Here is a 19328-nt window from a genome sequence, read left to right on the forward strand (position 1 = left end):
TCATGTCCGACCTCGCGCTCTCCTCCCCGGCTGCGGCGCCCCGCGCAGCAGCCGCAGTCGATCCCAACCGCGCCAGCATGGCCGTCTGGATTTCCATCGTCGCCGCGATGATCGGCGCCTTCATGGCGATCCTCAACATCCAGATCACCAACGCCTCGCTGCTCAACATCGAAGGCGGCATCGGAACCGGTGTCGACAACGGCTCCTGGATCTCGACGTCCTATCTGATCGGCGAGATCGTGGTGATCCCGCTGACCGACTATCTCAGCCGCGTCTTTTCCTTCCGCAAGATCATCATCTCCTTCGCCACGCTGTTCGCACTCTTCTCGGTCGCCTGTGCCTTCACCCACGACCTGCCGTCGATGATCGCGATGCGCGGCCTGCAAGGCTTCTTCGGCGGCGTGCTGATTCCGATGGCCTTTACGCTGGTCTTCACCAAGCTGCCGAAGGTGCAGCAGCCGATCGGGCTTGCGATGTTCGCGCTCGCGGTGACGTTTGCCCCGGCGATCGGACCGACCATCGGCGGTTACCTGACCGAGAATTACGGCTGGCAGACCATCTTCTTCGTCAACGTGGTCCCGACCGCCGTCATGGTCGGCACCCTCTATCTCACGCTGGAACGGCAACCGATGCAGTTGCATCTGCTCCGCGAAGGCGACTGGGTCGGCATCATCACGATGGCGATCGGTCTGTCGGCGCTGCAGGCCGTGCTCGAGGAAGGCAACAAGGACGACTGGTTCGGCTCGCCCTTCATCGTCAAGCTCGCTGTCATCGCGGCGGTCAGCCTCACTTTGTTCGTCTGGATCGAGCTCGTGGTGGAGAAGCCGCTGATCCGGCTGCACCTCCTGACCCAGCGCAGCTTCGGCTTCGGCACGATTTCGGCGGTGTTCGTCGGCTTCGCGCTGTTCGGCTCGGTCTATCTGCTGCCGGCCTATCTCGGCCAGGTGCAGCGCTACAACGCCGAGCAGATCGGCCAGGTCTTGGCCTGGACCGGCCTGCCGCAGCTGATCCTGATCCCGCTGGTGCCGAAGCTGATGCAGCGTTTCGATGCCCGCTACATCGCCTTCACCGGCATGATGCTGTTCGCGGCCTCGTCCTTCATGAACATCCAGATGTCGCTCGACTATTCCGGCGACCAGTTCTTCGTCCCGAACATCGTCCGCGCCATCGGCCAGGCGATCATGCTGGCGCCGTTGTCGGCCGTCAGCCTCGGCAGCGTCGCACCGCAGGATGCACCGGCGGCCTCCGGCATCTCTAACATGATGCGCAACCTCGGCGGCGCGATCGGCACGGCGCTGCTGTCGACCATCGTCACCAAGCGCGAGCAGTTCCACTCCAACATCATCGGCCAGTCCGTCGATCTCGGCCGCGAGGAAGTGCGCACAAGGATCGCCGAGGTCACCAATTACTTCCTGAGCCACGGCATCTCCGATCCGGCGACCGCGCACAACCAGGCGATCGTGGCGCTCGGCAACATCGTGAAGCGTCAGGCACTGGTGCTCGGCTTCAGCGACACCTTTGCCGTGATCGGCATCGTGCTGGTGCTCGCCGCGATCGCGATCCTGCTGACCGGCAAGCCGAAGAACACCGCAGGCGGCGGCGCGGCGCACTAATCCCGGGGGCGACCGTCGTAGGCCGCCGTCCACTCAGAATGACGGTACTATCCTCGTCATTGCGAGCCAACGGGTCGCGCGAACGCGCGCCCGATGACAGGCCCCGCGAAGCAATCCATCGCGCAGCATACACGGAAGCATGGATTGCTTCGCTTCTCGCAATGACGGGGTGAATAGACCCACCGCCTCTCAGCTCGCCTCGCGCAGCTTGAAACGCTGGATCTTCCCGGTCTGGGTCTTCGGCAGCGCCTCGACGAAGGCGATCGCGCGGGGATATTTGTAGGGCGCGATCGTCGCCTTGACGTGATCCTGCAACAGCTTGACCTCGACATCGTCGCAGCGCGCGCCCTGCTTCAGCACGATGAAGGCCGAGACGATCTGTCCCCGCTCCTCGTCGGGCGCGCCGATCACCGCACATTCCGCGACATCGGGATGGCCGAGCAGCGCCGCCTCGACCTCGGGACCTGCGATGTTGTAGCCCGCCGAGATGATCATGTCGTCGGCGCGCGCCACGAAGGACAGCCGGCCGTTCTCGTCGCTGACGAAGGCATCGCCGGTGATGTTCCAGCCGTCGCGGACATACTTCGTCTGTCTGGCGTCCGCGAGATAGCGGCAGCCGGTCGGGCCGCGAACCGCCAGCTTGCCGACCTGCCCCGGCGGCAGCTCGTTCATGTCCTCGTCGACGATCTTCGCCTGGTAGCCGGTGACGGGCGTGCCCGTGGTGCCGCCAACGGCGCTGCCGGTGCGGTTGGTGATGAAGATGTGCAGCAGCTCGGTGCTGCCGATGCCGTCGAGGATCGGCTTGCCGGTCTTCTTGGTCCAGCTCTCGAACACCGGCGCCGGCAGCGTCTCGCCCGCCGAGACCGCGAGCCGCAGTGACGACAGATCGGCGCCCTTGTCCATCGCGGCCATCATCGCCCGATAGGCGGTCGGCGCGGTGAAGCAGATCGTCGCCTTGTAGGTCTCGATGATCCGGATCATCTCGCTCGGCGCCGCATTCTCCAGCAGCGTCGCGGTGGCGCCGAAGCGCAGCGGGAAGATCGCGAGCCCGCCGAGACCGAAGGTGAAGGCAAGCGGTGGCGAGCCGACGAACACGTCGTCCGGCGTCACCTTGAGCACTTCCTTCGCATAGCCGTCCGCGACGATCAGGAGATCGCGGTGGAAATGCATCGTCGCCTTGGGTTCACCTGTCGTGCCCGACGTGAAGCCGAGCAGCGCGACATCGTCGCGGCCGGTCTTCACCGCATCGAACTTGACCGGCTTGTTCAGCGCTATCCGGTCGAGTTCGGCATCGTGGTTCTGGGTGCCGTCGAAATTGACCACCTGCTTGAGGAATTTGCTGGTCTTGGCGCAGGCCACCAGTTCGTCGGCGATGCGGCTGTCGGTCAGCGCCAGCGCGATCTCGGCCTTGTCGACGATCTTGGCCAGTTCACCCGCGCGCAGCATCGGCATGGTGTTGACGACGACGGCGCCCGCTTTCGTCGCCGCGAGCCAGGCCGCGACCAGCGCCGGGTTGTTGCCCGAGCGGATCAGCACCCGATTGCCGGGCTTGACGCCGTAATTCTCCACCAGCGCATGCGCCAGGCGGTTCGACCAGTCGGTCAATTCCTTGTAGGTGCGCTGGCGGCCGTTGCCGATCAGCGCGATGCGATCGCCCATGCCCTGCTCGACGATCCGGTCGGTCAGTTCGACCGCAGCGTTGAGATAATCGGGATAGCTGAATTCCGGTCGGTCGAGCAGCAGCTGCGGCCATTGTGCTGATGGCGGCAAGTTGCGCCGTGCGAAATCGTCGACATGCCCGGATGGGCCGAGCCCGGGAAATTCACCTGACATTCGATTGCCCCTCGCTTTCCATCCAGAAAGGCCAAAGACCAACGTCGAGACGACTGATATCGGGGACGCCCGGCAGCGTTCCAATCGCCAATCATTTTATACTTAAAATAATTTGGCGCAAGCGTAGATATCGCGTCGAAATCGCCGGCGCCCCTCCGAACTCAGATCTGCGTGAGCTGCTTCAGCCGCGCGACCATCGCCGAGCCCGGGTCGGCGAGCGGTGCGATCGCGGTGAAATGATTGGCGTCGGGCACAGTGCCGAAGCGTGTTGCCACGCCCGCCTTGCCCCAGACATCGGCGATGGTCCGGCTCTGCCGGTGATATTCCGCGCTCTCGGCGCCGCCGACGACGGCATCGAGCGTCGCGCCGGCGGGTGCTTTCCAGAGCCGCGGGCTTGCCGCCCTTGCTGCGTCGCGGTCGAGGCCGAGCGCCTTGTTGATGGAGGTGGCGACCAGCGGCTCGAGCTCGAACAGGCCTGATATCGCGTAAGCAGCCCTGACCAGATTGTTCGGCAGCGCCGCATCATAGGCGGCCCAATCGGTCGCGAGCATGCATGCGGCAAGGTGTCCGCCGGCAGAATGTCCCGACACGACCAGCGACCGGCCGAGCTTCGCCAGCTCGCGGCACGCCGCGCGCATCTCGCCGATGATGTCAGCGACCGAGACCGTGGGGCACAGATCATAGCTCGGCACCGCGACGCTGATGCCGTGGCCATTGAGGCCTCGCGCGCAGTGGCTTGATGACGAGCCGTCCAGCGCCTGCCAGTAACCACCGTGGATGAAGACTACGAGCGGCCCCTCGCGATCGCCCTCGAACAGGTCGATGGCGTTGCGCTCGCCCGGACCATAGCTCAGACGCCGCGGCGGGTGCTGCTCGCGATAGGCCGCGGAGTCCCGCGCCCAACCTGCCATGATCGTCGGGTTCTCCGGCACCCGCGCCCGGTTGTTGTACTCGACCTCGTAGTCGATCCCGCTCACGGCTTAAGCGCTCCGCGCCTTGGCGGAGCGCTGGGCCGAGCCCTTGGTCTTGGCGAGCAGCCGCATCAGCTCGCGGATATCCTTCGGCGACAGGTCGCCGAAGACATCGGCGATCCATTTCTCGTGCTCGGCCGCCATCTTGCGGAACTCGGCGCGGCCGGCCTTGGTCAGCCGGATGAATTGCACGCGGCGGTCCGTTTCCGAGGTACGGCGATCGAGATGGCCTGATTCAACCAGGCGCTCGACCAGCCCGGTGACGTTGCCGTTCGACACCATCATCCGCTTCGACAGGTCCGACAGCGTCATGCCGTCCGACACCTTGTCGAGCTGGGCCATCAGGTCGAAGCGCGGCAGCGTAACGTCGAATTTCTCGCGCAGCCGGCTGCGGACCTCGCCTTCGATCAGCGTGGTGCAGGTCAACAGCCGCAGCCACAGCCGCAGCTCGGTGCCGTGATCGTCGGGCAGTTCGACGGCTTTGGTTTCGGAATCGAGGATCATGCGGCGATCGTGCCTCCGCGGCGGGGTCCGGCCGGACCGATTACTTTGAGCTTCAAGCAATTCGTGGCGTCCCGCAAGGACAATTGCGAATCTTGCGGGGAACGCCGACGCCATCCTGCAATTTCTTTAGACTTCAAGCAAATTGGCGCGGCGCTTGCATGGTCGCGCGACAGCGCTTGCGACTTGCGCAACTGACAGCCTGACGCAATGCCACATCGCTTGCAGCGGTCGCGCGCGTCAGACTAAGCTGAGAGCAAACAAGCAGAGGCCAATTCGGCTGAGACAAAGACATCAAGCCTGTGATCGGGGGAGCGACATGAAACAATTGGCGAAGCTTGCGGGATTGGCGGCGCTGCTCGGGATCGCGGCGACCCCGGCGGCCGCGCAGGAAAAGATCAAGATCGGCGTGCTGGTCACGACTTCCGGCCCTGCCGCAGCGCTGGGTCAGCAGGTCCGCGACGGCTTTGCGCTCGCGGTCAAGGATCTCGGCGGCAGGATGGCCGGCCGCGATGTCGAGATCGTCAACGCTGACGACGAGCTGAAGCCCGACGGCGCCGTAGTCAAGGTGCGCGGCCTGCTCGAACGCGACAAGGTCGATTTCGTGGTCGGCCCGATCTTCTCCAACATCCTGCTGGCGATCCACCGCCCGGTCACCGACAGCAAGACCTTCCTGATCAGCCCGAATGCCGGGCCCTCCAGCTACGCCGGCAAGGAGTGCAACCCGTTCTTCTATGTGACGTCGTACCAGAACGACCAGGTGCACGAGATCCTCGGCAAGGTGGCGCAGGACCGCGGCTACAAGCGCGTCTATCTCCTGGTGCCGAACTATCAGGCCGGCCGCGATTCCGTCGCCGGCTTCAAGCTCGACTACAAGGGCGAGATAACAGAGGAATCCTACACGCCGCTGAACACGCTGGATTTCCAGCCGGAACTGTCCAAGATCGCCGCGCAGAAGCCGGACGCGCTGTTCACCTTCATGCCGGGCGGCATGGGCGTGAACCTCGTCAAGCAGTACAAGCAGGCCGGCGCCACCGTGCCGGTGCTCTCGGCCTTCACTGTCGACGAATCCACCCTGCCCGCGCAACAGGACGCCGCGGTCGGCATGTTCGGCGGGGCGAACTGGGCCCCGAACCTCGACAATCCCCAGAGCAAGAAATTCGTCGCCGCCTATGAGGCGGCCTATAGCGGCGTACCGGGCACCTATGCCATGCAGGCCTATGACGCGGCGCTGTTGATCGACAGCGCGGTGAAGGCGGTGAAGGGCGACCTCTCCAACAAGGACGCGGTCGCGGCGGCGCTGAAGAAGGCCGACTTCACCTCGCTGCGCGGTAACTTCAAGTTCAACAACAACGGCTATCCGATCCAGGATTTCTACCTCACCAAGGTCGCCAAGCGGCCAGACGGCAAATTCCAGACCGAGATCGTCGAAAAGGTGTTCTCGAATTACGGCGACCGCTACGCCAAGGACTGCGCCGCCAAGTAAATCGCTCAGCGCTTTCGCTCGCTTGAAGAAAACGCGTCAAATGGAGACACAGGAGGAAACATGACGATGAAAGACGAGATCGCCGGCATCACCCGCGCCAATGAAGGCATGCAGGGCATTTCCTGGGGCATCCTCGGCCAGACCTACGTGCCGAAGAGCCGCACCGAGCATTCCTTCTCCTGGCACGCCACCTTCCCGCCCGGCACCTTCGTGCCGCCGCACATCCATCCCGACCAGGACGAGTATCTCTATATCCTCGAGGGCAAGCTCGACTTCATGCTCGACGGCGCCGACGAATCCGCAACGCCGGGCGACCTGGTGCGCCTGCCGATGGGCAAGCCGCACGGCATCTTCAACAAGTCGCAGCAGACGGCGAAGACGCTGTTCTGGGTGTCGCCGACGCGCCGGCTCTATGACCTGTTCTGGGCGATCCACAACATGAAGGAACAGAACCCGGACGACGTGGTGCGGCTCGCCGCCGAACACAACATCCACTTCCTGCCGCCGCCCCCGGCGTAGGCCTCTTCCGTCATTGCGAGCGAAGCGAAGCAATCCATGGTTCCGCAATCGCGGTGCGATGGATTGCTTCGTCGCTTCGCTCCTCGCAATGACGATGTGGAGATGGCCAGCCGAGCCTCTCCTTCAAGGACCTACTGCCGCGCCACCACGCGTGCGGCGAAGCCGGCCTTGGCGGCATAGCCGCGCACGATCGCCTCGCGCGCCTCGTAATTGAGGATGGTGTCGACGTCGGTAAAGCCCTGCGGCGCGAGCTGCTCGACGGCGTCGATCACGCCCTCCGGCCCGCCGCGGCGGTTGGAGGCGACGATGTCGGCGGTCATCGGCAGCCGCTGCCGCTCATAGGCCGCCAGCGCCTGGCGCGGATGCTCCGATCGCGCCAGCAGGTCGGCAAGGCAGCGCGCATCGAGGATCGCCTGCGAGGCGCCGTTCGAGCCCACGGGATACATCGGATGCGCGGCGTCACCGAGCAGCGTGACGCGGCCGCTCGACCAATAGGGCAGCGGATCGCGGTCGCAGCACGGATACTCCCAGAACTCCGGCGTCGCGTTGATCAGGCCGGCGAAATCGACCTGCGGGATCGTGAAACCAGTGACATAGGGCATCATCTCGTCGCGCCGGCCGAGATTGGACCAGCCCTCGCGGCGCGGCGGCGGCGAAGTGCCATCCCCGATCCGCACCAGCACCGCCCAATTGGTGAGCCGGCTTGCCGGGCTCGAGCCCGGCGCGATCGGATAGATCACGGCCTTGGCGTTCAGCCCGCCGGCAATGATCATCGAGCGTCCGGTCAGGAAGGCCGGCCAGTCGGTGGCGCCGCGCCACAGCATCAGCCCGTTCCAGCAGGGTCCGCCCTCACCCGGGAACAGCGTCTCGCGCACCTTGGAGTGGATGCCGTCGGCGCCGATCAGGATGTCGCCACGCGCGGTGTGCACATGGGCTCCGCTGCGATCGAAGAAATAGGCCGAGACGCCGCCCTCGTCCTGCGTGAACGAGCCGAGCCGGCAGCCGGTGCGGATCGCATCCGCGCCGAGCCGGTCGATCACCGCCTGATGGATCACACCTTGCAGGCGGCCGCGATGAACAGAGAATTGCGGCACCTCGTGGCCGGCATCGAGCCCGCGCTTCTCGTGCCAGACCTGCTGGCCATGTCGCGTCAGATAAAACAGCTCATAGGTGCGGATCGCGACATCGTCGAGCTTGTCGAGCAGGCCAAGCCCCGCCAGCTCGCGGATCGCATGCGGCAATGTGTTGATGCCGACGCCGAGCTCGCGGATCGTCTCCGACTGTTCGTACAGCTCGCAAGCAATGCCACGCGAGCGCAGCATCAACGCAGTGGTGAGGCCTCCGATTCCGCCTCCGACGATAATCGCCTTCATCGTCCCTTACTCCACTCACAACAGGACGTTTTACGCTTTGGCTTAGGGTCGCATGGCCGGTTGCTCGGCCGCAAGCGGGTTTGTCGTCCGGGACCCGGACCCACCTGTGCTGGTTCGCCTTAGGATTAACATTCGCTCAGCGTACCCCAATCTATACCCGTCACCCTGAGGAGCGCGGAACGCGCGTCTCGAAGGGTCGACGGCCACCAGCTGGGCCGTGCATCCTTCGAGACGCGCGTTCCGCGCTCCTCAGGATGACGGGAGCAGCAGGAGCTGCGATCCTTCAATCCGGCACCACCGCGATGGCTTGGATTTCCACCTTGGCGCGATCTTCGATCAGGCCGGCAACCTGGATTGCGGTCATTGCCGGAAAGCGCCGGCCGATCACGTCGCGATAGACGGCGCCGATCTCCTTCAGCCGCGCGGAATATTCCTTGCGATCGAGCAAGAACCAGGTCATCGACACGATGTGCTCCGGCCCCGCGCCGCCGGCGGCAGCGACCGCGACGATGTTGCGCAGGGTCTGGCCGATCTGCGCCACGAGATCGTCGGTCTCGAACACGCACTGCCCGTTCCAGCCGATCTGGCCCGCGATGAAGATCTGTTTGCCGCGCGCGGCCATGCCGTTGGCGTAGCCGATCGGCTTGGCCCATCCGTCCGGTTGCAGGATCTCGATCATCTCAATTGCCCTCGAAGGCGGGTTTCTGCTTGGCGGCGAACGCTTCAAAGGCGCGGCGGAAATCGCCGGTCACCATGCAGATCGCCTGCGCCTGCGCTTCGGACTCGATCATCTCGTCGACGCCCATCGCCCATTCCTGGTTGAACATCGTCTTGGTGACGCCATGCGCGAACCACGGTCCATCCGCGAGCGAGCGCGCCAGCTCCTGCGCGGCAGCGGCGAGCTCGGCCGGCGGCACCAGGCGGTTGTGGAAGCCCCACGCGAAACCTTCGTCAGCGCTCATCGCGCGGCCGGTGTAGAGCAGATCGGCGGCATGGCCCTGCCCGATCACCCGCGGCAGCAATCCGCACGCGCCCATGTCGGCGCCGGCAAGGCCGACGCGGGTGAACAGGAACGCGGTCTTGGCCTGCGGCGTCGCCAGCCTGAGGTCAGACGCCAGCGCCAGCATCGCGCCGGCCCCGGCGCAGATGCCGTCGATCGCGGCGACAATAATCTGCGGGCATTTGCGCATCGCGCGCACCACCTCGCCGGTCATGCGGGTGAAGGCGAGCAGATCCGGCATCGCCATCCGCGTCAACGGCTCGATGATCTCGAACACGTCGCCGCCGGAGCAGAAATTGCCCTCGGCGCCGGTCAACACGATGGCGCGAACGTCGGAGGCATATTTGAGGTTGGTGAAGAGGTCGCGCAGCTCCTCGTAGGATTCGAAGGTCAGCGGGTTCTTCTTGTCCGGCCGGTTCAGCGTGATGGTTGCGACGCGGCCGCTCGCATCGGCCTGCCAGCGGAAGTGCTTGGCGGGATAATCCTTGAACGGCCGGAGCTTTGCTTTCATCTCGGACATGATTTTTTCCTTCACCCGGTAAAGACTTCGCCGCCGGCAACCGCGACGGCTTGTCCGTTGATTGACGATGCGCTCTCGGAGGCAAGCCAGAGGATGCTGTCTGCGACCTCCTCCGGCGTCACTAGCCGCTGCATCGGATTGACCTTTGCCAGCGCGGCGCGCGCTTCCTGCTCGCTGCGCCCGGTCTTGGCCACGATGTTCGCGGCGGCATCCGCCACCAGCGGCGTATCGGTATAGCCGGGGCAGACCGCATTCACGGTGACGCCGCGCCGTGCATATTCCAGCGCCAACGAGCGCGTCAGGCCGACGACGCCGTGCTTGGCCGCGACATAGGCCGAGACGTAAGCGTAACCCGTGAGGCCCGCGGTCGAGGCGACATTGATCACGCGCCCGCGGCCGCGCTGCGCCATCCCCGGCAGCACGGCCTGCGTCACCAGGAACACGCTCGAGAGATTGCTCGCCAGCATGTCGGCCCACAGCTCAGCGTTCGTCTTGTCGAACGGCGCGCTGCCGGCCTTGCCGGCGTTGTTGACGAGGATATCGATCGGGCCCGCCTCGCGCTCGATGTCAGCGACACCCTTGGTCACCGCAGCCTCATCGGTCACGTCGATCGAGACGACAGCGCCCGCCTGTTGGCCGAGCGACGCTGCCGTCGCTTTCAGCGCATCGATCCGGCGCCCGGCGATGCTGACGCGCACGCCGGCCGCTGCGAATGCGATCGCCGTCGCGGCGCCGATGCCGGAACCGGCGCCGGTCACCAGCGCATGTGCGTTGGGCCAGAAGCGTGTCATGCCTTCCCTCCCGCCGCGGCGCGCTCGAGATTGGCCTCATATTGCGACTTGCCGGACAGATACTGTTTCGGCCAGGAGACAGATTTGACGCCGATCTTCGCGGCCTCGTGCAGTGTCCAGGCCGGATCGGCGAGATGCGGCCGGGCGATGGCGCAGAGATCGGCGCGGCCGGCGGCGATGATCGAGTTGGCGTGGTCAGCTTCCGAGATCGCACCGACCGCGATGGTGGCGATGCCGACCTCGTTGCGGATCTTGTCGGCGAACGGCGTCTGGTAGAGCCGGCCGTAGATCGGATGGTCGTCGGCCCAGACCTGCCCCGACGAGCAGTCGATCAGATCGGCGCCGGCCTGCTTGAACAGCTTTGCGAAGGCAAGCGCATCCTCGGGCGTGTTGCCGCCCTCGGCCCAGTCGTGACAGGACAGGCGGACCGACATCGGCTTGTCCTCCGGCCACACCGCGCGGACGGCGCGGAACACCTCCAGCGGATAACGCGCGCGGTTCTCGATCGATCCGCCGTAGTCATCGGTGCGGCGGTTGGTCAGCGGCGAGAGGAAGCTCGACAGCAGGTAGCCGTGCGCGCAGTGCAGCTCCAGAATATCGAAGCCGGCGGCGGCGCCGCGCCGGGCCGCCGCGACGAATTGGTCGCGCACCTCGTCCATCTCGGCGCGGCTCATCGGCTCCGGGATCTGGCCGTCGGGCAGATAAGGCACGGGCGAGGCCGACACCAGCGGCCAGTTGTGATCGGGCAGCGGCTCGTCCATTCCTTCCCAGGCAACGCGGGTCGAGCCCTTGCGGCCGGCATGGCCGAGCTGGATGCCGATCTTCGCTTCCGAATTGCGATGCACGAAGTCGACGATGCGCTTGTAGGCCGCCGCCTGTGCGTCATTCCACAGGCCGCAGCAGCCGGGCGTGATCCGCGCCTCCGGCGAGACGCAGGTCATCTCGGTGAACAAGAGGCCGGCGCCGCCGAGCGCGCGGGAGCCGAAATGCACCAAATGGAAGTCGTTGGGCACGCCCTCCTCGGCCGAATACATCGCCATCGGCGAGACGATGATCCGGTTATGCAGCGACAGGCCGCGGATGTGGAACGGCGTCAGCATCGGCGGCGTGACGCGGTCGTTGGTGGCGGGCACGCCGTTGCGCTCCGCGAACCAGCGCTCATAGCCTTCGAGCCAGGTCTTGTCGCGCAGCCGCAGGTTTTCATGGCTGATGCGCTGGGAGCGGGTCAACAGCGAATACATGAACTGCTCAGGCTCGAGCGTATCGGCATAGCGCGAGCCAACCACCTCGAACCATTCCATCGCGTTGCGCGCGGCGTTCTGGATCCGCGCCACGTCGACCCGCCGCAGCTCCTCGTACGCCCTCAGTACGGCGGGAATGCTGTCCTTGCTCGCACCGTGGATCTTGAACTGGTTGGTGAGCTCGATCGCATCTTCCAGCGCGAGCTTGGTGCCCGAGCCGATCGCGAAATGCGCGGTGTGCGCGGCATCGCCCATCAGCACGACGTGGCTGTTGCCGTTGAACGCAGTCCACTTGCCGCAGATCAGCCGCGGGAACGACAGCCAGGCCGAGCCGCGCAGATGCCGCGCGTTGGAGACCAGATGATGACCTTCGAGAATCTCACTGAACACGTTCTCGCAGAACGCGATGGAGTCGCCCTGCTCCATCTTGTCGAGGCCGTGGGCGAGATACGCCTCCTCGGTGGTCTCGACGATGAAGGTCGCCGCGCCGTCCTCGAACTTGTAGATGTGCGCCTGGAACCAGCCGTGCTCGGTCTTGCGGAAATCGAAGGTGAAGGCATCGAAGGGACGGTTGGTACCCAGCCAGATGTAGCGGTTCGGCCGCATCAGCATGTCGGGCTGGAACGCCTCGGTGTATTTGGCGCGGATCTTCGAGTTCACGCCGTCGCACGCCACGATCAGATCGGCATCGGGGAACTCCAGGTCGGAATTCACCTCGCGCTCGAAGATCAGTTCGACGCCGAGCTCCTCGGCCCGCGCCTGCAGGATGTTGAGCAGCCGCTTGCGGCCGATGCCGACGAAGCCGTGCCCGGTGGTGCGCATGCGTCGGCCCTTGATCAGGACCTCGATGTCGTCCCAGTGATTGAAGGCCTGCTCGATCGTGTCAGCGGTGACCGGGTCCCATTTGCGCATGTTGTCCATGGTCGCATCCGAGAACACCACGCCGAAGCCGAACGTGTCGTACGGCCGGTTGCGCTCGACCACCGAGATCACGTGCGTCGGATCCAGCATCTTCATCAGGATGCCGAGGTAGAGCCCGGCCGGCCCGCCTCCAATGCAAACGATGCGCATGGCGTTCTCGCCTTTCGGTTTGAGCATGATCTTCTCGAAAAACCGGTTGCCACTTTTTCGGATCATGCTCTGGCTTCGGCGGCCGGGGCGTCTTCTCCAGCGGGCCGATGGGGAGATAATATTTTATACTTAAAATAATTGTCAAGGGCGGGTTTGGCCGCACCACAACCGTCGTCCCTGCGAAAGCAGGGACCCATAACCCCAGGCCTTTGTTGTTGAATTAGGCTGCGGACCCAGCGCTGCAAAACAACAGCGATTGGTGGCTATGGGTCCCTGCTTTCGCAGGGACGACATCGAATCTGAGGTGCCTGGCGCGCGCCCATCTACTCGTCATTCCGGGGCAGCCCAAAGGGCTGAGCCCGGAATCCATCAGGCCGCATCATGCGCGGCCGAATGGATTCCGGGCTCTCGCTTCGCGAGCCCTCAGGTGCGCAATCGCGCACCGGGGAATGACGGTGGAGAGAGGTCGGGCCGCGTCACGGCCCTCAATGCACCGCGGCGTACAGGATCTTGTCCTGGGTCGCGTCGGCCGCGTCGAACTCGGCGACGATGCGGCCGGTGCGGGCGACCAGGATGCGGTCGGAGACGGCGAGAATCTCCGGCAGGTAGGACGAGATCACTACCACCGCCTTGCCCTCGTCGGCGAGCCGGCGGATTTCGCCGTGGATGTGCGGGATGGTGCCGACGTCGACGCCGCGGGTCGGCTCGTCGAAGAAGATGATCGAGGGTTCCTGCACCAGGGTCTTGGCCAGCACCACCTTCTGCTGGTTGCCGCCGGACAGCTCGATGATCCGCGCCTTGCGTTGCAACGCGCTGATCTTGAGCCGGTCGACCCAGTAGTTGGCGAGCTTGCTGCGCTTTGCGCGCGACAACAGGAAGCTCCAGCCCTTCTTCGTGGCAAGGCTGCCGATATAGACGTTGTCGTCGACCACCATGGTTTCGAAGAAGCCGTTGGCCTTGCGGTCCTCGGTGATGTAGGCGATGCCGTCATTGATCGCCTGCCGCGGCACGCGGTAGCGGATCGGCTTTCCGCGCAAGCGGATGGTGCCGCCATTGACCAGATTGCGCTTCAGCGCGCCGTAGATGATTTTTGCGATTTCGGTGCGGCCCGAGCCGATCAGGCCGGCGATGCCGACCACCTCGCCGGCATAGACCGAGAACGACATGTTCTTGACCGCCATGCCCATGGTGACGTTCTCGACCGTCAGCACCTTCTCGCGGCGCTGATGGGTCTTGGCCTTGCCGCCATAGACCGCCTGCGCCACCTCGCGCCCGACCATGTGCTGCACCAGCGCATCGCGGGTCAGCTGCTTGGCGGGCGCCGTGATCACCAGCTTGCCGTCGCGCAGCACGGTGATGCGGTCGGCGATCTGCAGCGACTCTTCCAGCGCATGCGAGATGTAGATGATCGAAACGCCGCGGGCGCGCAGGTCGCGCACCAGGTGGAAGAAATGGACGATCTCCTCCGGTGTCAGCGACGCGGTCGGCTCGTCGAAGATGATGATGCGCGCCTTGTTGTAGATCGCGCGCGCGATCTCCACCATCTGCTTCTTGGCGGTGCCGAGCAGCGCCACCGGGGTTGCCGGGTCGACATGGAAGTTGAGCGACTGCAACAGCTGCTGGGCCTGGATGTTCAGGGTGCGGAAGCGCGTCAAGAGCTTCTCGTTGCCGAGCTCGATGTTCTGCGCCGCGGTCATGGTCGGCACCAGGCTGGTCTCCTGATAGACCATGCAGATACCGGCATCGAGCGCGTCGCGCGGCTGCTCGAAATTGGCCGGCTTGCCGTCGAGCAGATAGTCGCCGGAGGTGAGGTTGATCGCGCCCGCGATCGCCTTGCACAGCGTCGACTTGCCGGCGCCGTTCTCGCCGACCAGCGCATGCACCTCGCCGGGATAGAGGTCGAAATTGACGCCTTCGATGGCGTGGACGCCGCCATAGATCTTGGAGCCGTTGCTGATCCGCAGCACCGGCTCGCGGGCTGCCGACTGGGTCGCGGTCGCCGCCTGCATCACGCCGTCATTCATCGCAGCTCTCCCGTGGTGCGCAGCAGCCGTCCCGCGCCACGCGCGGCGATCACGATGCCCGAAGGCGTCGCGCAGGCGGCCGTGATGCCGTGGAAGCGACCGCCGGCGCGGCTGTGCAGGCTGTCGGTCGCATCGCCCTCGGCGTCGAGATGCACCAGCAGGCCATAGGAGCGCGGCGGCGCCCATGGCTTCTGGATGCCGAGCGCCTTGACGCTGCCGATCTGCATCGGCTCCAGGCAATCGCTGCCGCCGACCAGCGCCGGCGCCACCCAATAGTCGGGCGGCATCGTCGCCATCATCTCCTCGCGGAAATCGTCTTCCTTGAGCACGAACTCGATCAGATGGGTGCGGCGCGCGAACATGCCGAGCAGCAAGCCGCCATCGCCGTCCGGATGCAGTCGCGCCGGATAGCCCGGCATGTTGGCGGCGATAATCTCGCGCGGACCAAGCCCGTTGCTACCGAGCGCGAACCGGCTCAGGCGATGCGCCCAGCTCTCGGTGAGCCACAGGCTGTTGCCGTCGGCGGAGACCATCACACCGTAGGGATATGGCAGGTCGCGCAGCAGCACCTGCGGATTGTCGAGGCCGGCCCCGCAGCTGATCAGGCGGCCAGCCGCGCGCTTCTCCATCAGATCGTGCCGCCACTCGCCGGGTCGGCGGCCGATGCTGCCTTCGACCGCATAGATACGGCCATCGGGCGCCGCCGTGACCGACAACAATCCTGTGAGCGCGCTGCCGCCGACTGCATCCAGCCAGCGCGGCACGGGCTTGGCGGGATCGATCGCGGCAAGCCCCCTGCCCGCGACGCAGACCAGCAGGCGGCCGTCCGGATGCAGCGCAAGCCCGCCCGCGTCGTCCTCGAACTCGGCGATGACGGTGCGGGTCGAGAAGTCGTCGCCGCTGAGCTTCAGCACCTTTCGGCCGGCGGAGACATAGATCGCGCCGTCGCCGGCAGCGATCACGTCGTCGACGCCGGGCAGCGGCTCGCCGATCGCGACAGCGGTGTCGAGCCGGTCGTTCGGGCTCAGCGCACCGTCGAGCGGCGGGATCGCGTTCTGGCCGCCGTCGCGGTCGACGACGCTGCGGATGTCGCGCAGCAGATGATCGAAGAATCCCATTATGTCGTCACCCTGCTTTTTGCGCCCCAGTACGCGTCGTAGCCGGTCCAGCTGTCGTCGACGCCGTCGAGCTTGACGCGGCCGATCCGGTTGTTCTCGAGCCCGCCGAGATAGAGATAGCCCTGGTGCTCGCGCATCGAGGTCAGGGTCGAGTGCGAAATGCCGGTCGGGTCCCACCACGATTCCAGCGCCTCGCCCTGCTCGTTGAACTTCAGCACGCAGCCATGGTTGAGCGCTGGCGCCAGCCATTCGTCGGTCGGCACCTGCTTGACCATGCGCAGGCGGAAGCCGGGCTTTCGCGCGGCAAGATCGAAGGTCGGGGTGCGGATGCCGACCAGCGCCAGCCAGTAGGTGCCGTCGGAGGCGCGGTTGATGTTGTCGGGATTGCCCGGCAGCTCGTCCATCAGCACTTCGGTCTTGCCCTTGTTCGGCCCCGCGATCCAGTGCCGGAACACCTTGCACAGCGAGGTCGACGCAATCAGGATCGACTTCCCGTCATGGGAGACGCAGATCCCGTTCGGGAAGTAGAAGTGGTTGATCACCGTGCGCGTGGTCTTGGTCGCCGGGTCGTAGCAGACCACGCGGCCGTTCGGCCGGCCCTCGAGGATGTCGAGGGTGTTGGTGGTCATCTCGTAGCGCGTGGTGCAGTCGCTGAAATAGATCTTGCCGTCGGGCGCGATGTCGAGGTCGTCGGCCATGCGCAGGCGCGAGTCGTCGTTCAGCTTGTACCAGGTGCGGTTGGTCTCGTCGGTGACCTTGAAGATGCGGCCGTCCGGCGCGACGCCGTAGACGCCCATGCCGGCCACGGCGACAATCAGGTTCTCGTCGCGATCGAACTGCATGCCGAGCGGCCGGCCGCCGATATGGGCGAACACCTCGCGGGTTTCGAAGTTCGGCCCGGAGAAGCGGATCACATTGCCGTCGCGGGTCGAGCCGTAGAGCCGGCCCTGGCGGTCGAGGATGACGTCCTCGGGGCCCTCGACCTGGTCGACGCCGATCGCCTGCGCCTTGATCAGCCGGTCGTTCTGCGCGTAGGGCGATGCCGCGCCCGGCTGCACCGCCGGCGCCGAGGCCAGCGGCACGAAGGCCGGATTGACGTAGATCTTCTGGATCGCCTTGCCGCGGTTCTTCGACCATTTGACGTCGATGCCGACGGCGGCGAGCAGGATCATGCCGGTCACCGCCGAGGTGACGTAGCCCGGGATGCCCATCCGCACGAGGCCGTTGATCAGGAGGAAGATGATCAGCGCGCCGATCATCGCCCGCCACACCGTGCCCTTGCCGCCGGCCAGCGACACGCCGCCGAGCACCACGGCGGTCAGCGCCTGGAACTCCCAGCCGACGCCGGTGGTGGAATCGGTCGAGGCCTGACGCGCGGCATAGAAGATGCCGCTCGCCGCGCACAGCGTGCCCGACAGCACATAGGTCATGAACAGCATCAGGCGGACGCGGATGCCGGCATGGCGCGCCGCCTTGCGGCTGGCGCCGATCGCGGTGAGATGCCAGCCGTAGCGCGAGCGCGACAGGAAGATGTGGCAGATCAGCAGCACCGCGAACAGCGTCGCGGCGTTGACCGGGATTCCGAGCACGCTGCCGCCGCCGATGAAATCCCAGGTGTCGCTGTCGATCGAGTTGGTCGCAAACACCTGCGCATAGCTGGTGTTGAGCAGATTGACCGAGGCGCGCAGGATGATCAGCGTCACCAGCGTGGTCAGGAACGGCCGTGTCTTCAAGAACCCGATCAGGAAGCCGTTGATGCTGCCGAGCAGCGCGCCGACCAGGAGCGTCGCCGGTACCGCGAGGCCGACCGGCCATTCGCGCACCAAGAGGAAATACAGCGCCGCGAAATTGCACAGCGCGAAGATCGCGCCGACCGAAAGGTCGATGCCGCCGGTGACGAGGCAGAAGCCCATCGCGAGCGCGACGAAGCCGAACTCGGCGAACAGCCGCAGCAGCGACACCGAGTTCTGCACCGAGGCGTAGTCGGGAATGGTCAGCGCGAAATACGCCCACAGCCCGATCATCACGGTGAACGGAACGACCGGCTCGAACCATTGTTTCAGCAACAGCTCCGACAGCAGGAGCCGGGGTGAGAACCGCCGCACCGATGCGGCAAAGGAATCAACGGCCATCGACATCGTCAAAGCACTCCCTCGATCCGGCTTCCACTTTTCCGGATCATGCTCGTGATACAGCCGGCGCGGGAATGCCCCCCGCGCCGGCTGCCCCGCGCCTTGTTAGTTCTTCTTGGGTAGCGCGAAACAGTTGGCGCCGGAGGCGTTCGACTTATCGAGCCAGATCGGCCGCGTGTAATAGGACAGGTTCTTCGTGCCGGGCTTGTCGCTGGACATCAGCAGCGTCTCGGCCGCGAACATCAGATCGTGGCCCTGCTCGGTCGCCTTGTAGCTCAGGAATTTGTCGAAATTGCCCGAGTTGACCTGGTCGCAATCCAGCTGCGACCCCTCGCCGGAGGCGAACACCTTGACGTCGTCGATCTTGCCCGCATTGCGGATCGCTTGCGCGGCGCCCGACTCCATGATGCCCCAGAAGCCGATCGAGGCGCAGAGATCGGGATGCTGCTGGATCACGGTCGCGGTGATGTTGAGCGCGGTGTTGGCGTCCCAGTTCGCCGCCTGGTTCGACACCACCTTGATGTTGGGATCCTTGTTCAGGACGTCCATGATGGCGCCGACCTGGTCGACGCTGGCGGCCGCGGTCAGTTCGCCCTGCACGATCTGCACCTTGCCCGACTTGCCGGACCCGGTGCCGCAGGCTTTGACGGTTTCGTTGGCGAGCATCCTGCCGATCTCGCGCCAGTCGACGCCGACGAAGGCGCCGGACTTGTAGTTCGAGGCCATGTTGACCTGAATGACATGCGTGCCCTGGGCCTCGGCGCGCTTGAGGTCTTTCATCAGCAGCGTCACGCTCGGGTTCTGCACGATCAGGACGTCGGGCTTCTGGTCGACCAGCGCGGTCAGCGCCTGCTGCATGGCGGATGGGTTGTTGTTGGGATCGCGCACGACGTATTTCATGCCGCGCCACTCGGCCTCTTCCTGCACCACGCGGCCCCATTCGTCCGACAGCGGCACGCCGAGCGCGATCGGCAGATAGGCGATGGTCTTGCCTTGCAGCGATTTGTCGTAGGCGGCGCGCAATTCGCGCCCGGCCTTGGTGCCTTCCTCCTGCGCCGACGCCGCGAACGGCATCGCGGCGAGCGCCGCGCCGGCGAGCAGGATCGTCCAGAACTTCGTCGTCTTCATCGTCTCC

15 protein-coding genes are annotated in these 19328 nt (G+C 65.3%); 3 read left to right on the forward strand and 12 right to left on the reverse strand.

The window, feature by feature from the left end:
* The first annotated feature begins 2 nt into the window (after positions 1–2).
* Positions 3–1613: an MDR family MFS transporter gene (locus FBZ93_RS04365; RefSeq protein ID WP_433995378.1), complete on the forward strand. Its 1611-nt coding sequence runs from the start codon at positions 3–5 to the stop codon at positions 1611–1613.
* Positions 1614–1802: 189 nt separating this feature from the next.
* Here the strand turns inward: FBZ93_RS04365 and FBZ93_RS04370 are convergent, their stop codons facing one another.
* The 3 genes from FBZ93_RS04370 to FBZ93_RS04380 form a co-directional block, all read right to left on the reverse strand.
* Entirely contained in the window at positions 1803–3446 is a 1644-nt protein-coding gene (locus tag FBZ93_RS04370) for a benzoate-CoA ligase family protein (RefSeq protein WP_146984764.1), read from the reverse strand.
* 161 nt (positions 3447–3607) lie between these two features.
* Positions 3608–4423, reverse strand: a complete 816-nt coding sequence (locus tag FBZ93_RS04375) for an alpha/beta hydrolase (protein ID WP_146984765.1) — start codon at positions 4421–4423, stop codon at positions 3608–3610.
* 3 nt (positions 4424–4426) lie between these two features.
* Positions 4427–4921, reverse strand: a complete 495-nt coding sequence (locus FBZ93_RS04380; RefSeq protein ID WP_146984766.1) for a MarR family winged helix-turn-helix transcriptional regulator — start codon at positions 4919–4921, stop codon at positions 4427–4429.
* Positions 4922–5237: 316 nt separating this feature from the next.
* Here FBZ93_RS04380 and FBZ93_RS04385 point away from each other — a divergent pair, with 316 nt between their 5' ends.
* Both FBZ93_RS04385 and FBZ93_RS04390 read left to right on the forward strand, forming a co-directional pair.
* Complete coding sequence (locus tag FBZ93_RS04385; RefSeq protein ID WP_146984767.1) at positions 5238–6404, forward strand: ABC transporter substrate-binding protein; 1167 nt, start codon at positions 5238–5240, stop codon at positions 6402–6404.
* A gap of 66 nt (positions 6405–6470) precedes the next feature.
* The gene (locus tag FBZ93_RS04390; RefSeq protein ID WP_146985344.1) at positions 6471–6923 is read left to right on the forward strand and encodes a cupin domain-containing protein; all 453 of its coding nucleotides are present in this window, start codon (positions 6471–6473) and stop codon (positions 6921–6923) included.
* A 131-nt stretch (positions 6924–7054) separates the two neighbouring features.
* Here FBZ93_RS04390 and FBZ93_RS04395 read toward each other — a convergent pair whose 3' ends face one another.
* The 9 genes from FBZ93_RS04395 to FBZ93_RS04435 form a co-directional block, all read right to left on the reverse strand.
* The gene (locus tag FBZ93_RS04395) at positions 7055–8296 is read right to left on the reverse strand and encodes a flavin-dependent oxidoreductase (protein WP_146984768.1); all 1242 of its coding nucleotides are present in this window, start codon (positions 8294–8296) and stop codon (positions 7055–7057) included.
* Positions 8297–8579: 283 nt separating this feature from the next.
* Positions 8580–8975 carry a RidA family protein gene (locus tag FBZ93_RS04400; protein ID WP_146984769.1) on the reverse strand — a complete coding sequence of 132 codons (396 nt, stop codon included), beginning with the start codon at positions 8973–8975 and terminating at the stop codon, positions 8580–8582.
* Position 8976: 1 nt separating this feature from the next.
* Complete coding sequence (locus FBZ93_RS04405) at positions 8977–9816, reverse strand: enoyl-CoA hydratase family protein (protein ID WP_208763964.1); 840 nt, start codon at positions 9814–9816, stop codon at positions 8977–8979.
* An 11-nt stretch (positions 9817–9827) separates the two neighbouring features.
* Complete coding sequence (locus FBZ93_RS04410) at positions 9828–10607, reverse strand: SDR family NAD(P)-dependent oxidoreductase (protein WP_146984771.1); 780 nt, start codon at positions 10605–10607, stop codon at positions 9828–9830.
* Positions 10604–12919 (reverse strand): bifunctional salicylyl-CoA 5-hydroxylase/oxidoreductase, encoded by a 2316-nt coding sequence (locus FBZ93_RS04415; protein WP_146985345.1) that lies wholly within the window; start codon positions 12917–12919, stop codon positions 10604–10606. Before FBZ93_RS04415 ends, FBZ93_RS04410 begins: the two co-directional genes overlap by 4 nt.
* Before the next feature lie 485 nt (positions 12920–13404).
* A complete protein-coding gene (locus FBZ93_RS04420) occupies positions 13405–14943 on the reverse strand; it encodes a sugar ABC transporter ATP-binding protein (protein ID WP_246667361.1) in 1539 nt (512 codons plus the stop codon).
* Positions 14940–16061: an SMP-30/gluconolactonase/LRE family protein gene (locus FBZ93_RS04425; RefSeq protein ID WP_146984772.1), complete on the reverse strand. Its 1122-nt coding sequence runs from the start codon at positions 16059–16061 to the stop codon at positions 14940–14942. Before FBZ93_RS04425 ends, FBZ93_RS04420 begins: the two co-directional genes overlap by 4 nt.
* The gene (locus FBZ93_RS04430) at positions 16061–18199 is read right to left on the reverse strand and encodes an ABC transporter permease (protein WP_146984773.1); all 2139 of its coding nucleotides are present in this window, start codon (positions 18197–18199) and stop codon (positions 16061–16063) included. Before FBZ93_RS04430 ends, FBZ93_RS04425 begins: the two co-directional genes overlap by 1 nt.
* A gap of 99 nt (positions 18200–18298) precedes the next feature.
* Positions 18299–19321, reverse strand: a complete 1023-nt coding sequence (locus tag FBZ93_RS04435; RefSeq protein ID WP_167528925.1) for a sugar ABC transporter substrate-binding protein — start codon at positions 19319–19321, stop codon at positions 18299–18301.
* Between the last annotated feature and the right edge of the window lie 7 nt (positions 19322–19328).

This window comes from Bradyrhizobium macuxiense, assembly GCF_007993935.1.
Taxonomy (GTDB): Bacteria; Pseudomonadota; Alphaproteobacteria; order Rhizobiales; family Xanthobacteraceae; genus Bradyrhizobium; species Bradyrhizobium macuxiense_A.

Excerpts from the sequence above, each read along its gene's own strand:
- FBZ93_RS04415 (WP_146985345.1), bottom strand. The coding sequence starts at position 12,919 with ATGCGCATCGTTTGCATTGGAGGCGGGCCGGCCGGGCTCTACCTCGGC.
- FBZ93_RS04370 (WP_146984764.1), bottom strand. The coding sequence starts at position 3,446 with ATGTCAGGTGAATTTCCCGGGCTCGGCCCATCCGGGCATGTCGACGAT.
- FBZ93_RS04385 (WP_146984767.1), top strand. The coding sequence starts at position 5,238 with ATGAAACAATTGGCGAAGCTTGCGGGATTGGCGGCGCTGCTCGGGATC.
- FBZ93_RS04395 (WP_146984768.1), bottom strand. The coding sequence starts at position 8,296 with ATGAAGGCGATTATCGTCGGAGGCGGAATCGGAGGCCTCACCACTGCG.
- FBZ93_RS04420 (WP_246667361.1), bottom strand. The coding sequence starts at position 14,943 with ATGAATGACGGCGTGATGCAGGCGGCGACCGCGACCCAGTCGGCAGCC.
- FBZ93_RS04405 (WP_208763964.1), bottom strand. The coding sequence starts at position 9,816 with ATGTCCGAGATGAAAGCAAAGCTCCGGCCGTTCAAGGATTATCCCGCC.
- FBZ93_RS04430 (WP_146984773.1), bottom strand. The coding sequence starts at position 18,199 with ATGTCGATGGCCGTTGATTCCTTTGCCGCATCGGTGCGGCGGTTCTCA.
- FBZ93_RS04380 (WP_146984766.1), bottom strand. The coding sequence starts at position 4,921 with ATGATCCTCGATTCCGAAACCAAAGCCGTCGAACTGCCCGACGATCAC.
- FBZ93_RS04365 (WP_433995378.1), top strand. The coding sequence starts at position 3 with ATGTCCGACCTCGCGCTCTCCTCCCCGGCTGCGGCGCCCCGCGCAGCA.
- FBZ93_RS04435 (WP_167528925.1), bottom strand. The coding sequence starts at position 19,321 with ATGAAGACGACGAAGTTCTGGACGATCCTGCTCGCCGGCGCGGCGCTC.
- FBZ93_RS04390 (WP_146985344.1), top strand. The coding sequence starts at position 6,471 with ATGAAAGACGAGATCGCCGGCATCACCCGCGCCAATGAAGGCATGCAG.
- FBZ93_RS04410 (WP_146984771.1), bottom strand. The coding sequence starts at position 10,607 with ATGACACGCTTCTGGCCCAACGCACATGCGCTGGTGACCGGCGCCGGT.
- FBZ93_RS04425 (WP_146984772.1), bottom strand. The coding sequence starts at position 16,061 with ATGGGATTCTTCGATCATCTGCTGCGCGACATCCGCAGCGTCGTCGAC.
- FBZ93_RS04400 (WP_146984769.1), bottom strand. The coding sequence starts at position 8,975 with ATGATCGAGATCCTGCAACCGGACGGATGGGCCAAGCCGATCGGCTAC.